The 13,894-nt window shown below is 65.1% G+C and carries 16 protein-coding genes; 14 read left to right on the forward strand and 2 right to left on the reverse strand.

Annotation, left to right across the window (positions count from 1 at the left end):
- Positions 1-47 precede the first annotated feature (47 nt).
- The 8 genes from AC1DVR_RS06375 to AC1DVR_RS06410 all read left to right on the forward strand — a co-directional run bounded on the left by AC1DVR_RS06375 (position 48) and on the right by AC1DVR_RS06410 (position 6,439).
- On the forward strand, positions 48-836 hold the full coding sequence (locus AC1DVR_RS06375) for a S49 family peptidase (protein ID WP_477999995.1): 789 nt from the start codon (positions 48-50) through the stop codon (positions 834-836).
- Between the two features lies 1 nt (position 837).
- Positions 838-1,017, forward strand: a complete 180-nt coding sequence (locus tag AC1DVR_RS06380) for a hypothetical protein (RefSeq protein ID WP_477999702.1) — start codon at positions 838-840, stop codon at positions 1,015-1,017.
- On the forward strand, positions 1,017-1,793 hold the full coding sequence (locus AC1DVR_RS06385; protein WP_477999703.1) for an SDR family oxidoreductase: 777 nt from the start codon (positions 1,017-1,019) through the stop codon (positions 1,791-1,793). Before AC1DVR_RS06380 ends, AC1DVR_RS06385 begins: the two co-directional genes overlap by 1 nt.
- 311 nt (positions 1,794-2,104) lie before the next feature.
- Entirely contained in the window at positions 2,105-3,961 is a 1,857-nt protein-coding gene (gene uvrC, locus AC1DVR_RS06390; protein ID WP_477999704.1) for an excinuclease ABC subunit UvrC, read from the forward strand.
- 93 nt (positions 3,962-4,054) lie between these two features.
- Complete coding sequence (gene ppk2, locus AC1DVR_RS06395) at positions 4,055-4,972, forward strand: polyphosphate kinase 2 (RefSeq protein WP_477999705.1); 918 nt, start codon at positions 4,055-4,057, stop codon at positions 4,970-4,972.
- Between the two features lie 114 nt (positions 4,973-5,086).
- Positions 5,087-5,746 carry a CDP-diacylglycerol--glycerol-3-phosphate 3-phosphatidyltransferase gene (pgsA, locus tag AC1DVR_RS06400; protein WP_477999706.1) on the forward strand — a complete coding sequence of 220 codons (660 nt, stop codon included), beginning with the start codon at positions 5,087-5,089 and terminating at the stop codon, positions 5,744-5,746.
- Between the two features lie 2 nt (positions 5,747-5,748).
- Positions 5,749-5,997, forward strand: a complete 249-nt coding sequence (gene moaD / locus AC1DVR_RS06405) for a molybdopterin converting factor subunit 1 (protein ID WP_477999996.1) — start codon at positions 5,749-5,751, stop codon at positions 5,995-5,997.
- Position 5,998: 1 nt separating this feature from the next.
- Positions 5,999-6,439, forward strand: a complete 441-nt coding sequence (locus AC1DVR_RS06410) for a molybdenum cofactor biosynthesis protein MoaE (protein WP_477999707.1) — start codon at positions 5,999-6,001, stop codon at positions 6,437-6,439.
- Here AC1DVR_RS06410 and AC1DVR_RS06415 read toward each other — a convergent pair.
- On the reverse strand, positions 6,426-7,424 hold the full coding sequence (locus tag AC1DVR_RS06415; RefSeq protein ID WP_477999708.1) for a P1 family peptidase: 999 nt from the start codon (positions 7,422-7,424) through the stop codon (positions 6,426-6,428). The two genes, AC1DVR_RS06410 and AC1DVR_RS06415, sit on opposite strands and share 14 nt — an antisense overlap.
- A gap of 109 nt (positions 7,425-7,533) precedes the next feature.
- On the opposite strand from AC1DVR_RS06415, the gene AC1DVR_RS06420 reads away from it, so the two are divergent.
- From AC1DVR_RS06420 to AC1DVR_RS06440, 5 genes are all read left to right on the forward strand, one after another.
- Positions 7,534-9,051 carry a dihydrolipoyl dehydrogenase family protein gene (locus AC1DVR_RS06420; protein ID WP_477999709.1) on the forward strand — a complete coding sequence of 506 codons (1,518 nt, stop codon included), beginning with the start codon at positions 7,534-7,536 and terminating at the stop codon, positions 9,049-9,051.
- Positions 9,052-9,323: 272 nt separating this feature from the next.
- On the forward strand, positions 9,324-9,572 hold the full coding sequence (locus tag AC1DVR_RS06425) for an aldehyde dehydrogenase family protein (RefSeq protein WP_477999710.1): 249 nt from the start codon (positions 9,324-9,326) through the stop codon (positions 9,570-9,572).
- 518 nt (positions 9,573-10,090) lie between these two features.
- The gene (locus tag AC1DVR_RS06430; protein WP_477999711.1) at positions 10,091-10,693 is read left to right on the forward strand and encodes a DUF1989 domain-containing protein; all 603 of its coding nucleotides are present in this window, start codon (positions 10,091-10,093) and stop codon (positions 10,691-10,693) included.
- A gap of 185 nt (positions 10,694-10,878) precedes the next feature.
- Positions 10,879-11,232: a cupin domain-containing protein gene (locus tag AC1DVR_RS06435; protein ID WP_477999712.1), complete on the forward strand. Its 354-nt coding sequence runs from the start codon at positions 10,879-10,881 to the stop codon at positions 11,230-11,232.
- A gap of 253 nt (positions 11,233-11,485) precedes the next feature.
- Positions 11,486-11,956: a hypothetical protein gene (locus AC1DVR_RS06440; protein ID WP_477999713.1), complete on the forward strand. Its 471-nt coding sequence runs from the start codon at positions 11,486-11,488 to the stop codon at positions 11,954-11,956.
- A 180-nt stretch (positions 11,957-12,136) separates the two neighbouring features.
- Here the strand turns inward: AC1DVR_RS06440 and argE are convergent, their stop codons facing one another.
- Positions 12,137-13,291 carry an acetylornithine deacetylase gene (gene argE / locus AC1DVR_RS06445; RefSeq protein WP_477999714.1) on the reverse strand — a complete coding sequence of 385 codons (1,155 nt, stop codon included), beginning with the start codon at positions 13,289-13,291 and terminating at the stop codon, positions 12,137-12,139.
- A gap of 152 nt (positions 13,292-13,443) precedes the next feature.
- Between argE and AC1DVR_RS06450 the strand changes: the two genes are divergently transcribed.
- Positions 13,444-13,893, forward strand: a complete 450-nt coding sequence (locus AC1DVR_RS06450) for a GNAT family N-acetyltransferase (protein ID WP_477999715.1) — start codon at positions 13,444-13,446, stop codon at positions 13,891-13,893.
- Position 13,894 lies beyond the last annotated feature (1 nt).

The following is a 13,894-nucleotide window of genomic DNA, read 5'->3' on the forward strand; positions in this document are numbered from 1 at the left end:
CCAATCCGCCCTTGCCCGCAAGGGTGAAGCACCTTACCTCCTTGGACATGCGCAACCTGATCCCCTTCCTGAAGAAACCCCCTCGCGTGCCGGTGATCCGGCTGTCGGGCACCATCTCTTCCTCCAGCCGGGGGTTGAACGATGCGGGCATCGGCCCCCTGATCGAAAAGGCCTTCCGGTCGAAACCGACCGCGGTGGCGCTGCTGATCAACTCCCCCGGCGGCTCGCCGGTGCAGTCGAGCCTGATCGCCGCCCGCATACGCAGGCTTTCCGCCGAAAAAAATGTGCCGGTCCATGCCTTCGTCGAGGATATGGCCGCCTCGGGCGGCTATTGGCTGGCCTGCGCCGGCGATCAGATCTGGGTCGATGACAGTTCCATCCTCGGTTCGATCGGCGTGATCTTCGCCTCGTTCGGATTCCCCGAACTGATGGCGCGTCAGGGGATCGAGCGTCGCGTGGTCACCGCCGGCACCTCGAAAAGCCTCGCCGATCCGTTCCTGCCGCAGAAGCCCGAGGATGTGGAGCGGTTGAAGGCCCTGCAAAACCCGATTCATCAGGCCTTCATCGCCCATGTGAAGGCGCGGCGTGGCAGCAGGCTCGCCGATCAGGACCTGTTCAACGCCGATGTCTGGGTCGGCCAGAAGGCGGTCGATCTGGGGCTGGCGGACGGCGTGGCGCATCTGGTGCCCAAGATGAAAGAGCTTTATGGCGAGAAGGTCCGCCTGCAACCCCTGGGCCAGAAGCGCGGGCTCCTCAGCCGCTTTGGCCTGACCCTTGCCGAAGACATGCTGATGACGGTCGAAGAGCGCCTGATGCGGGCGCATTACGGGATGTAAGATGGTCAAGATCGTCGTCGTCTTTCTGATGCTGCTGCTCATCGTCTCGATGATCGGCAATCTGGTGACCAAGTTCCTGGCGCCCCCGCCCGAGCCTCCCAAGGTTCAGACCAAGGCCAAATGCGCCCATTGCGGCCGCACCGTCGTCGGCACCGCCCCCTGCATCTGCGGGAAAGGCTGATGCGGGCGCTGGTCACCGGCGGGGCCAAGCGGATTGGCCGCGAGATCGCGCTGTACCTCGCGCGGCGCGGCGCGGATGTGGCGGTGCATTATTCTTCGTCGCAGGACGAGGCCGAGGCCACCGCCGCCGAGATCCGCGCCCTCGGCCGCAAGGCGGTGCTGTTGCAGGCCGATCTTCTGGACGAGGACGCGGTGCAGGCGCTGGTTCCCGCAGCCGTGGCCGGTCTTGGCGGGCCGCTGACGGTTCTGGTCAACAACGCCTCGATCTTCGAATATGACAATATCCGCAGCGCCACCCGCAAAAGCTGGGACCGCGCCATAGGCTCGAACCTGCGCGCGCCCTTCGTGCTGATCCAGGCCTTCGCCGCCCAGGCGCCGCAGGCCCTGCCCGACGCCAATGGCGAGCCTTTGGCCCAGGCCATGGTGCTGAACATGATCGACCAGCGCGTCTGGAAGCTGACGCCCGAGTTCATGTCCTACACCATCGCCAAGATGGGGCTCTGGGCGCTGACCCAGACCTCGGCCCAGGCGCTGGCACCCCATGTGCGGGTCAATGCCATCGGCCCCGGCCCCACAATGCAGGGCACGCGCCAGACCGAAAGCCACTTTGCCCGCCAACGCGAAGCCACCATTCTGAAGCGCGGCGCGGGCCCGGCCGATATCGTTGCGGCGCTTGGATTCTTCCTCGATTCCCCCGCCGTGACCGGCCAGCTGATCGCCGTCGACGGTGGCCAGCATCTGGCCTGGGCGACCCCGGATGTGATCGGCCTCGAGTAACAAAAATTCGTGGGTGCGGCGACTTGTCCACTTTCGCACGCGCCTTCACAAATCAGTCACGAATTCTTTATGTTTATCAGGGATTTGCCTAACGGTCAAAAAAGTTTCGGCCATTATCAAAGACTTAGCAAATCGCCTCTTTTTTAATCAACTCAGCGAAAGGGGCAGATTTCAAGGGAAAATCCGCGCTTCTGAAAAGTTCTCCATAAACTTATCCACAGAAACGGTGGACTTCTTTTCCCTTGCCCCAACCGCCATATCATTGCAGCCAAGACCCGAGCCAAAGCAGAATCGAAAGCGAAATCCCGCAAGTGACGGAAGAGATCCAAACCGGCCAAGAGGTCATCCAGGCCTACCTCAAGACGCTGGACAATTCGCCCGGCGTCTACCGGATGCTGAACCCCAAGGGCGAGGTGCTTTACGTCGGCAAGGCGCGCAACCTGAAGGCCCGGGTGTCGAATTATGCGCGCGGCAACGGCCATTCGGCGCGGATCGCCCGGATGATCTTCGAGACCGCCTCGATGATGTTCCTGACCACGCGGACCGAGACCGAGGCGCTGCTTCTGGAGCAGAACCTGATCAAGCAATTGAAGCCGCGCTACAACGTGCTGTTGCGCGACGACAAGTCCTTCCCCAACATCCTGATCGGCAAGGAACACGCCTTCCCGCAGATCAAGAAGCACCGCGGCAAGAAGACTGAAAAGGGCAGCTACTTCGGCCCCTTCGCCTCTGCCGGGGCGGTCACCCGCACCCTGAACCAGCTGCAGAAGGTCTTCCTTTTGCGCAACTGCACCGACAGCATGTTCGAAGGCCGCACCCGGCCCTGCCTGCAGTACCAGATCAAACGGTGTTCGGCGCCCTGCGTCGGCAAGGTGGACGAGGCGAGCTATGGCGCCTTGGTCGCCGATGCCGAACTGTTCCTGCAGGGCAAGACCACCACCGTGCAATCCGACCTCGCCACCCAGATGCAGGTAGCCTCGGAAGCGATGGAGTTCGAACGCGCAGCCGCCCTGCGTGACCGGATCAAGGCGCTGACCCAGATCCAGTCCGCCCAAGGCATCAACCCCAAAGGCGTGGCCGAGGCGGATGTGGTGGCGCTGCATCTGGAACACGGCCAGGCCTGCGTGCAGGTCTTCTTCATCCGCGCCCATCAAAGCTGGGGCAACCGCGACTTCTACCCCAAGACCGGGGCGGGCGCGGAAGAGCCCGAGATCATGGAAGCCTTCGTGGCCCAGTTCTACGACGACAAGGAACCGCCGCCGCTGGTCCTGCTGTCGCATCCGGTCGAAAACCCCGACCTTCTGGGCCAGCTTCTGTCCGAACGCGCCGGGCGCAAGGTCGAAATCGCCGTGCCCCAGCGCGGCGAGAAGGCCGAACTGATGGAAAACGCCGCCCGCAACGCCCGCGAAAGCCTGGCGCGACGGATGTCGGAAAGCTCGACCCAGAACAAGCTTTTGCAGGGCCTCGCCGATGCCTTCGACCTCGACGGCCCGCCGAAGCGGATCGAGGTCTATGACAACGCCCATATCCAGGGCTCGGACGCCGTGGGCGGCATGATCGCTGCGGGGCCGGAGGGGTTCCTGAAAAGCCAGTACCGCAAGTACAACATCAAATCCGCCGCCGGGGCCAATTCCGACGACTTCGGCATGATGCGCGAGGTGATGACCCGGCGCTTCGAACGCCTGCTGAAGGAAGACCCGGAACGCAAGACCGACGCCTGGCCCGACCTTCTGTTGATCGACGGCGGCGCGGGGCAGGTCTCGGCCGTCGCGGGCATCCTGGCGGAACTGGGCGTGGATGACATCGCGATGGTGGGCGTCGCCAAGGGCATCGACCGCGACGCCGGCAAGGAGGAGTTCTACCGCACCGGCCAGCCCGTCATGGCGCTTCAGCGCAATGATCCGGTCCTCTATTTCATCCAGCGCCTGCGCGACGAGGCGCACCGCTGGGCCAATGGCGCGCACCGGGCCAAGCGCGCGAAGCAAGTCTCGGTCACGCCGCTGGATGACATTCCGGGCGTCGGCGCCACCCGCAAGCGTGCCCTTCTGGCGCATTTCGGCTCGGCCAAGGCGGTGGCCCGCGCCGCTTTACCAGACCTCATGGCGGTGACCGGCATTTCGGCGGCGATGGCCGAGGGGATCTACAACTTCTTCCACGCCAAGGGCTGAGGCCTGCCCGGCACTGCCCGCCCCGTCGCAAAACCGTCACGCAACTGTGTTTGACCCCCACTGAACCGCCCCGTCGCACCCTTGGAGGCCCGCATGGCACAGATTTCCGACGAACCCGCGCAGGATTGGCTTGCCGAAGAACTGGCCGATGCCCTGGTCGAAGACCTGGAGTTGGAGATGGAGGATGCGGCGCTCAGCCGGGAAATCGCCCGCATCTACAAGGACCGCCACCCCGACGCGCTGGATAACAAGGCCTATCTGACCAGCCTGATCCACCTGCAGGCCGAGCTGATCAAGCTGCAGGACTGGGTCCAGCACACCGGCGAAAAGGTCGTGGTCCTGTTCGAGGGGCGCGACAGCGCGGGCAAGGGCGGCGTCATCAAGCGTATCACCCAGCGCCTCAACCCGCGCGTCGTGCGCACCGTGGCCCTTCCCGCCCCGTCTGACCGTGAAAAGACCCAGTGGTATTTCCAGCGCTATATCCCGCATCTGCCCGCCGCCGGCGAGATCGTCCTCTTTGACCGCTCATGGTACAACCGCGCCGGGGTCGAGCGCGTCATGGGCTTTGCCACCGAGGATCAGGTCGAGGAATTCTTCCGCTCGGTCCCCGAGTTCGAACGGATGCTGGTCCGCTCTGGCATCCGGGTCATCAAATACTGGTTCTCGATCACCGACGAGGAACAGCAGATGCGCTTCCTCGTCCGCATCCATGACCCGTTCAAACAGTGGAAGCTGTCGCCCATGGACCTGCAATCGCGCATCCGGTGGGAGCAGTACACCAAGGCCAAGGAAGACATGTTCGCCCGCTCGAACATCGACGAGGCGCCGTGGTACATCGTCGAGGGCAACGACAAGAAACGCGCCCGGCTGAACTGCATCAGCCACCTTCTGTCGCTGTTTCCCTATGTCGATGTCGAGCGTGAAGAGATCCATCTGCCCGACCGTGTCTTCAACCCTGCCTACGAACGCGCCACCCTGCCGCCGGAGCTTTATGTCCCGCAGAAATACTGAGACCGGCGCCGGAGGGGTGCCGTGCCCCGCAAGAGAGCCGGCGCCCGCCAGACTTCCTGCCGATGTGACCCAGCCCCCCTTTCACGCCGGGCGACCTTGGGCTAGGAAAGGCGCATGAAGTGGACAATCCCCAATACGCTGACCACGATGCGTCTTCTGGCCGCCCCGGGCGTGCCGGTGATGTTTCTTTATTTCCACCGCCCGATCGCCGATTGGTTCGCGCTGACGCTCTTCGTCTCGGCCGCGATCACCGATTACTTCGACGGCTATCTGGCGCGGCTCTGGAAGCAGGAAAGCAAGTTCGGCACCATGCTGGACCCGATCGCCGACAAGGCGATGGTGGTGATCGCCTTGCTGATCCTGACCGGCTATTCGGGGATGAACCCCTGGCTGATCCTGCCCGCCACGGTGATCTTGTTCCGTGAGGTCTTCGTCGGCGGGTTGCGCGAATATCTTGGCGCCAAGGCCGGGCTTTTGAAGGTCACCAAGCTTGCAAAATGGAAGACCACCGCCCAGATGATCGCCATCGCGGTGCTGTTCCTTGGCACCGGGCTGGAGCATCTCGAAGGCATCGCCCGCCAGGGCAAGACGGTGGAGCAATATGCCGACCTGGTGGCCAAGGGCCTTGCCGACCCGATCCGCAGCTGCGGGATGCGCGGCTGTTCCTCCTATGCGACCGAGGCGGGGTTGACCCTGATCTGGATTGCCGCGCTGTTGACCGCCTTCACCGGCTGGGATTACTTCCGCAAATCCCTGCCGCAGCTGAAAGACTGATGATGGTTGAGGTTCTGTACTTTGCCTGGGTCCGCGAACGCATCGGCCTGCCGCGCGAAAAGGTCGAAACCGCGGCGCTGAACGTCCATGACCTGATCGCCGAGCTTTCCGCCCGCGAGGAGCGTTATGCCTTGGCCTTCGCCGACCTCAAGAGCCTGCGGGTGGCTTTGGACCAGAAGCTCTCCTCGTTTGACGCGCCTCTGGCGGGCGTGCGCGAAGTGGCCTTCTTCCCGCCGATGACCGGGGGTTGAGATGAAGCTCTCGGTTCAGGAAGAGGCTTTCGATGCCGGCGCCGAGCTGAACGCCTTCAGCGCCGCCGTGCCCGGCGCGGGCGCGGTTGTCACCTTCACCGGCGTGGTGCGCGACAGCACCGGCTCCCTGAAGGCGATGGAGATCGAGCATTACCCCGGCATGACCGAAAGCGCCATTCGCGCGATCATGGATGAGGCGATGGAACGCTGGGCGCTGACCGATGCCCTTGTCATCCACCGCCACGGCGCCCTTGCCCCCGGCGCGCAGATCATGATGGTCGCCACCGCCTCGCCGCACCGCGTCGCGGCCTTTGAGGCGGCAGAGTTCCTGATGGACTACCTCAAATCCCGCGCCCCCTTCTGGAAGAAGGAAATCGGCCTCGACGGTGCCACCTGGGTTGCCGCCAAGGACGAGGACGAGGACGCCCTTACCCGCTGGTAGCCCAGCGCGCGGCCCAGGTCGGTTGCAAATCACCGGGCATGGCACGGGCAAGATAGACGCCCCGCGCAATCGCCCGCGCAAGGCAGGTCGCCGCAGCATGACCCAGCTGGAACTGGTCGCGGATCGGGTCGGCCAGATCCCGCAGGCCCGTCGCCGCCGCAAAAACCAGATCGCCATCCAGTAGCGTATGCGAGGGAACGATGGCCCGCGCCATCCCGTCATGCGCCGCCACCGACATCCGATGCGCCTGCGCCTTGGTCAGCCGGGCGTCGGTGGCGACAATGGCGATGGTCGTGGCCTCCCCCAGCCGTTTCTTCGGCTCCGGGTCCATGGTGTCGGCCATCTGGGGCGAAGGCCCAAGCCCGCCAAACTCCCCCGCCATCTCGAGGGGCGCCGCCCAGAACTGCGGCCCCTCCCCCACCGTGACCGAGCCCAAGGCATTGACCGCGACCAAAGCCGCCACCGTGATCCCGCTGTCCAGCACGACCGAGGCCGAGCCAAGTCCGCCCTTCCAGCGCCCGGTCATCGCGCCATAACCTGCCCCCGCCGTGCCCAGCGCAAACTCCGCCCCCGACTGATCCAGCGCCTGCCGCCCAAGATCGTAGTAGGGATTGCGCGCCCAAGCCTTGTCGCCGCCGTTCAAGAGGTCGAACAGGATCGCCCCCGGCACGATCGGCACCCGCTGATCGCCCACCGCAAAGCCGCGCCCCATCGCCCGCAAGCCATCCGCCACGCCGCTGCAAGCATCCAGCCCGAAGGCCGAACCGCCCGACAGGACCAGCGCATCAACTTCCTGCACCAGCCGGTCGGGCGAAAGCAGATCGGTCTCCCGCGTGCCGGGCGCGCCGCCCATGACCGAGACCGCCGCCGTGAAGGGCCACTCTCCCAGAAGCACCGTGACGCCGGACCGCAGGCCCGCGTCCTCCGCCAACCCGACCTGCAGGCCCGCGACATCGGTTATCAGGTTCCTTGGTCCGGGTTTCATCGGGTCTCTCCCACAGGCTGCGCCACCAAAGCCCCCGCTCCCCCAACTGTCAACGCCCGGGTGCCCTCTGCCCCTTGCCATCGCCTCCCATGCAGGTTTGACTTGGGCGATGGAAAACCCGTTCAAATCCCTGCGGCGCGGCAAGACCGATGACCGCTGGACGAAACCGCGCAAGTTTGACCGCAACCTGATCGTGATTGGCGCCGGGGCAGCTGGCCTCGTCTCGGCCTATATTGCGGCGGCGACCAAGGCCAAGGTGACCCTGATCGAAGGCCATGTCATGGGCGGCGACTGCCTGAACTATGGCTGCGTGCCCTCCAAGGCCCTGATCAAAAGCGCCAAGCTCGCCCATCAGATGCGCCATGCCGACCATTACGGGCTGGAGCCTGTCCCCCCTGCCTTCTCTTTCGCCCGCATCATGGCGCGCATCCAGACCGTGATCGCCACCATCGCCCCGAATGACAGCGTGGAACGCTATACTGGGCTGGGGGTCGAGGTGCTTCTGGGCCACGCCCGCCTGATCGACCCCTGGACGGTCGAAGTCGCCACCCCCGACGGGCAAAAGCAACGCCTGACCACGCGGGCGATCATCCTCGCCACCGGCGCCGCGCCCTTTGTGTCGGACCTGCCGGGGCTGGAGGAGGTGGGCTATCTGACCTCCGACACGATGTGGCAACGCCTCAGCGCCCACCAATCCCCGCCCAAGCGCCTCGTCATCCTCGGCGGCGGGCCGATCGGCACTGAACTGGCGCAGGCCTTCGCAAGGCTCGGCTCTTCGGTCACCCAGATCGAGAAGGGCGCCCGCCTGCTGTCGCGCGAGGATGAGGAGGTCTCCACCCTCGTCCGCACCGCTTTGGAGCGCGACGGCGTTCAGGTCCTGACTGGCCACAAGGCACTGGGTTTCGGCCTTGCCGAGGGCGAAAAATGGGTCGAGATGGCGCATGACGGCCAGACCCGCCGCATCGTCTTTGACGAGGTGATCGTGGCGCTTGGCCGTGCGCCGCGGATTACCGGCTACGGGCTGGAGGAGCTGGGCATTCCGACCGACCGGGTGATCGAGACCAATGACTACCTCGAAACCCTCCACCCCAATATCCTCGCCTGCGGCGATGTCGCGGGCCCCTACCAGTTCACCCATACCGCCAGCCACCAAGCCTGGTTCGCTGCGGTCAACGCGCTGTTCGGCAGCCTCAAGCGGTTCAAGGTCGATTACCGGGTGATCCCCTGGGCCACCTTCTGCGACCCCGAAGTGGCCCGCCTGGGCCTGAACGAGGCCGAGGCGCGGGAGAAGGGCATCCAGCACGAGGTGACGCGCTACGAGATCAGGGACCTTGACCGCGCGGTCGCCGATGGCGCTGCCTACGGCTTTGTCAAAGTGCTGACCGTGCCGGGCAAGGACCGCATCCTGGGCGTCACGCTGGTCGGTGAACATGCGGGCGATCTGATGGCGGAATTCGTGCTGGCGATGAAGCATGGGCTGGGCCTGAACAAGATCCTCGGCACCATCCACATCTACCCGACCCTGGCCGAGGCGAACAAATACGCCGCCGGCACCTGGCGCCGCGCCCATGTCAGCCCTTGGGCGCTGGCCGTGGTCAAAGCCTTCCACCGCTGGCGGCGCGGCTAAGCACCGCAGGCCCGCCCTCTCCGCCACACGGCAGTTGAAATCCACCGAGGTTCGGTCGGGTCTGCCGTCATGGCGGCCCTTGCCGGGCGTCAAACATCAATCCACGCCACGGTATAGCAAGTTGAAGCGGCTCATTCCGCGATCCAACGGACATGTACGGAGTGGCGCTCCTGCATTGTAGGCAGGCTGCGACATGGTGATCTCACGATGCTCGGACAATCAAGCGCCCACATGTTCCTCACGCCGCAGTCGACGATCGGGCCTTCCCCCCTGTGGAAGGCCGAAACCGCGCTGGCGTGCTCCGTATCGTGACGAAGTCCGCCGCCCTGATCGACGAAAGCCGGAACTGCCTCCCCCGCACCATGACGACGGAAAACGGCAATCCCCTGACGGAGGCGCGGGGCGCGATCGACTTTTCAGCCAAAGCCACGCGCTGGTATGCCGAAAAGGGCAAGCGCAGCGATGGACACGGCCCTGAAACGCAGCAAGGGGCCGGAGGACGCAACCAAGGGGGGATATGACTGGCGGCCAACGGCTGAAGGGCCCGGGCAATTTCCTTGCCCCACCGTCCCGAACAACGGCCCCGCCGATTCCCGCCTCCTGCATGAGGAGCCCTTCGGCCCTTAGCCGCGAACCTCTCCTTCACGACCTACGACGAGGCGTTCGCCCGCGCCAATGCCCTGCCCTATGGCCTTGCCTCCTTGGTTTTCAACCGCGATGGCGGCGTCTCCTCCATCCATCTGCTCGCTTTCGCCCCGACCCCGGAACCGCGCGCCTCCCTGCAAGCCCTGGCCTTCCAGCTGGCCCGGCAGCTGGAAGGCCGGCCCGAAACCGGGGCGGACGAAGAAGACAAGGCGCTCCTGCTCACCTGCAACCTTCTGGCCAGAAGGCTGCGCGACCTCGGACTTGGGGGCGCTTTTCTGGAGCCGCCCCCCGCCGCGAAACATCGGCCGGCGGTCGCGATCCGGCTTGACCCTCGCCCCGCACCGCTCGACACTGGCCCATCGGTCGCATGGACCAGCAGCGGAGGAACCGGACGATGAGCGCAGAACTTCAGGTCGTCCCGGCGCGGCGCGGCAGGGCCGTGCGTCTGGCCAAGGGCCAGGCCATTCAGATCATCAACACCCATGGCAGCCAGGTCGTCGACACCTGGTGTTTCAACGCCGATGACCTGTCGGAGTTCATGTCGATGGAACACCTGCACGCCAGCCTGCAAGGGATCTTCCCTTCGCAGGGCGACGGCCTTGCGACCAACCGGCGGCGGCCGATCCTGACGCTGGAGGAGGACACCTCCCCAGGCCGCCACGACACGATCATCGCGGCCTGCGACGTGCACCGCTATGCCTCCCTCGGCTGCCGCGAGTACCACGACAACTGCACCGACAACCTGCACGCGGCGCTGAGGCAGCTGGACCTGCGCGCCCCCGACTGCCCGGCGCCCCTGAACCTGTGGATGAACATCCCGGTGGCCCCCGACGGCAAGATCACCTGGGGCGAGCCGCTTTGCAAACCGGGGGATCATGTGACCCTGCGCGCCCTGATGGATTGCATCGTCGTCATGTCGACCTGCCCGCAGGACATGATCCCGATCAACGGCGCCGCCTGCCAGCCGACCGAGGTGCATTACCGGCTGCTGAACTGACCAGCGGCCACCCGGCGCAGGATCGGGCCCCGCCAAGGCCGCCGACGCTCGCTCAGAGACCCCCGCGCAAGATCACCCCGCGCGCCCCCCTCTTTGCAGCACGATCCACTGTCCACCCCGGCCAGTGCGGCATCTGCTGGCGCCGGACGCGGGCTACCAAGGCGCTCTAACCAAGGAGCCGCGCCATGAGCCTGCTGAAAACCCTCGACCCCAACCCGACCTTCGCCCCCACCCATGCCCTGCCCACGCCCGAACGCCTGATCTCCGGCGCGCCGGAGTTCGACACCTGGGCGATGGACGAGGCGAAGGACGGCAAGATCAAGTCCGGCGTCTGGCAGGCCACCCCCGGCGTCACCCATTCCATCAAGGGCGAGACTTTCGAGTTCTGCCATATCCTCGAAGGCGTGGTGGAGATCACCGAGACCGGCAAGGCCCCGGTCACCTACCGCGCCGGCGACAGTTTCGTGATGAAGCCGGGCTTTATCGGCATCTGGAAAACCATCGAGACGGTCCGCAAGATCTATGTCGTGGCCTACTGACCCTCCGGGGCGGATCACTGGCTGAGATCGCGCGGCCAAAAGGATTTGGGAACCAAAGTCACCTGATCATGACCAAAGGCCACCCGGGAATTTGCGCCAGCTTGACGGATGTGGCCCCCCGCACCATAACGGGCCATCCGGGACACACGCTCCGGTTGGGCTGAAGCGGCTGTCGATCAGGATCCCGACCGAAGAACCGACCTGCGGATTCCCATTTCTGCGACCATCTTGAAGGCGCCGTTGAATGCCTCCCTTGACCCGCCTGTTCATCCTTGCCGCCACGCTTGCACTCGCATGGCCGTCAGCCGGCCACGATACTCCGGCAGTCGGTACAATGAACGGCACGGTCCGCAATCTGAACTCCGAAGCCGATATCATTTTCGCTGGAGGCGAACGCGTTCATCTTTGGGGATTGAAAATAACGGACATTCAACGCGTAAGCCAGATTTTGTCAAACAAAACCGTGGCTTGCTCAATTCTATCCAGCCGCGACGACACGCTGACGGCAGATTGCCTGCTGCTGCCCTCAGAAGCGTCCCTTGGCGCCAAAAAGAACTATATTGACCTCTTCACCTGGCTGGTCGAGTTTGGAGTTGCCGACTACCATTGTTCGGATTTCGAGCGCAATCTCGGGCCTATCGTGCACGCGCGAGGCTACCGCTACACGTGCGAGCAAGCCCAGAACCCGACGAGAGAGCAAATCATCAACAAGGTAGTTCAGTAAAGACCATCGCCCTCGATGCCCGATATGGGACAACCAGAGGTAACTTCCCCCGTTTTCGACCGCAGTCAGGTTCTCCTTGCGGCACGCCTTGCGACAGTTCGCATCGCTTGTCTCCGCGCTTGGAACGGCGGGCTCAGACACCAGCCCCCTGTCGCACCCTCAAACCGTGGGATCAGACATCTAAGACAACGCCCGCCCCAGCCCCCGCAACATCGCACAACAGGCGGCGAGTTCGCTGCGGGTGACATATTCATCCGGCCTGTGGGCGCGGGTGATCGACCCCGGCCCGCAGATGATCGCAGGCACGCCGGCCGCATGGAACAGCCCCGCCTCGGTACCGTAGCTCACCGATTGCAGCGCGGGCTGGCCGGTCAAACCCTCCAGCAGGTCCGCCAAGGCCCGGTCCTCGGGCGGCGGCAGGGCGGGGTAGCTGCTCAGTTCCCGATGCGAGACCGAAAGCGCCTTGCCCTCGGGCACCAGCGCGGCGAGCCGTTCCAGCACCTTGGCGGTGATGGCCTGCGGCGGCTGGCCGGGCACCGAGCGGACCTCCATCTGGATCGTGCAGCGGTCGGGGATGATGTTGACCGCCGCCCCGCCCCGGACGATGCCCGCGACCACGGTGGAACAGGCGGGCGCAAAGCGGTCGTCGAACGGCCCTTCCCGCTCCAGCCTGGCCGCCAGATCGCGGATGAAGAGCAAAACCTCCGCCCCGGCATAAAGCGCGTTCAGCCCAAGGCCGGGCTGCGAGGAATGCGCGGCCCGCCCCTCGATCACCAGCTCCACCGCCTGCTTGCCCTTGTGCGACAGGACCGGGCGCATGTCGGAAGGCTCGCCCACGATGCAGCCCAGGGGCGGCGCGCAAAGCTGGGGCAGCCGGGCGATCATATGGCCGACACCCCGGCAGCCGATCTCCTCGTCATAGGAAAACGCCAGGTGGACCGGGCGCTGCAACGCCATGGCCTGAAACTCCGGCACCATCGCGATCATGCAGGCAAGGTAGCCCTTCATGTCGGTGGCGCCGCGCCCGTAAAGCCGGTCGCCCTCGCGCCGCAGCCGGAACGCGTCCGTGGTCCAGACCTGGCCCTCGACCGGCACCACATCCATATGACCCGACAGGATATAACCCGGCACATCCCGCGGCCCGATCGTGGCGAACAGGTTGACCCGGTCGCCCTCGGGGCCGGGGATTACCGTGCACTCAACCCCGAACCGCGCCAGATGCTCCTGCACGCAGGCCGCCATGCGGGCATTGGACTGGCCGGGCAGGTCGGGGATGGCGACCAGATCGACCAGGATGGCTTCGGCAGAAGTTTCGGGGGGCTTTTCGGGGGACATGACGCCTCATTTCGCTTTCCGGCATCATCGCCGAGGGGCCGCGCAGATCCTGCCGAAGCCCACGGGCCTTGCACAATTTCCTGCGGATCTTGCCCGCAGCGCAGGCTGCACGCCCCCGCCCGCTCTGCCATACTGCCGGGATGGAGACCGCGATGACCCAAGATTTCCCCCCCGTGACCTGGACCCGCGCCGACGGCTACAGCCTCAGCACCGACCGCAGCCGGCTTGACCTTGACCGGATCGAGCGCTTTCTGACCGAAGAGGCCTATTGGTCGAAAGGCCTGCCCCGCCCCCTGCTGGAACGCGCCCTCGCAAACTCGCTGCCCTTCGGCCTCTACGCGCCTGAGGGGGCCATGGTGGGCTTTGGCCGCCTCGTGACCGATTATGCGACCTTCGCCTATCTGCGCGATGTCTTCGTGCTGCCCGACCATCGCGGGCGCGGGCTGTCGGTCTGGCTCGCGACCCAGATCCGCAGCCATCCCGAACTTGCCACCGTCACGACCTGGATGCTCGCCACCCGTGACGCCCATGCCGTCTATGCCAAGGCCGGCTTCGCCCCGGTGCCGCATCCGGAATATTACATGAGCCTGCCGAAGTCATAAC

This window comes from Rhodobacter sp. P2_H5, from assembly GCF_056403335.1.

Bases quoted from the DNA above. Each gene is read 5' to 3' on its own strand.
- AC1DVR_RS06375 (WP_477999995.1), top strand. From the start codon at position 48: ATGCGCAACCTGATCCCCTTCCTGAAGAAACCCCCTCGCGTGCCGGTG.
- AC1DVR_RS06380 (WP_477999702.1), top strand. From the start codon at position 838: ATGGTCAAGATCGTCGTCGTCTTTCTGATGCTGCTGCTCATCGTCTCG.
- AC1DVR_RS06385 (WP_477999703.1), top strand. From the start codon at position 1,017: ATGCGGGCGCTGGTCACCGGCGGGGCCAAGCGGATTGGCCGCGAGATC.
- ppk2 (WP_477999705.1), top strand. From the start codon at position 4,055: ATGGCACAGATTTCCGACGAACCCGCGCAGGATTGGCTTGCCGAAGAA.
- pgsA (WP_477999706.1), top strand. From the start codon at position 5,087: ATGAAGTGGACAATCCCCAATACGCTGACCACGATGCGTCTTCTGGCC.
- moaD (WP_477999996.1), top strand. From the start codon at position 5,749: ATGGTTGAGGTTCTGTACTTTGCCTGGGTCCGCGAACGCATCGGCCTG.
- AC1DVR_RS06410 (WP_477999707.1), top strand. From the start codon at position 5,999: ATGAAGCTCTCGGTTCAGGAAGAGGCTTTCGATGCCGGCGCCGAGCTG.
- AC1DVR_RS06415 (WP_477999708.1), bottom strand. From the start codon at position 7,424: ATGAAACCCGGACCAAGGAACCTGATAACCGATGTCGCGGGCCTGCAG.
- AC1DVR_RS06420 (WP_477999709.1), top strand. From the start codon at position 7,534: ATGGAAAACCCGTTCAAATCCCTGCGGCGCGGCAAGACCGATGACCGC.
- AC1DVR_RS06430 (WP_477999711.1), top strand. From the start codon at position 10,091: ATGAGCGCAGAACTTCAGGTCGTCCCGGCGCGGCGCGGCAGGGCCGTG.
- AC1DVR_RS06435 (WP_477999712.1), top strand. From the start codon at position 10,879: ATGAGCCTGCTGAAAACCCTCGACCCCAACCCGACCTTCGCCCCCACC.
- argE (WP_477999714.1), bottom strand. From the start codon at position 13,291: ATGTCCCCCGAAAAGCCCCCCGAAACTTCTGCCGAAGCCATCCTGGTC.
- AC1DVR_RS06450 (WP_477999715.1), top strand. From the start codon at position 13,444: ATGACCCAAGATTTCCCCCCCGTGACCTGGACCCGCGCCGACGGCTAC.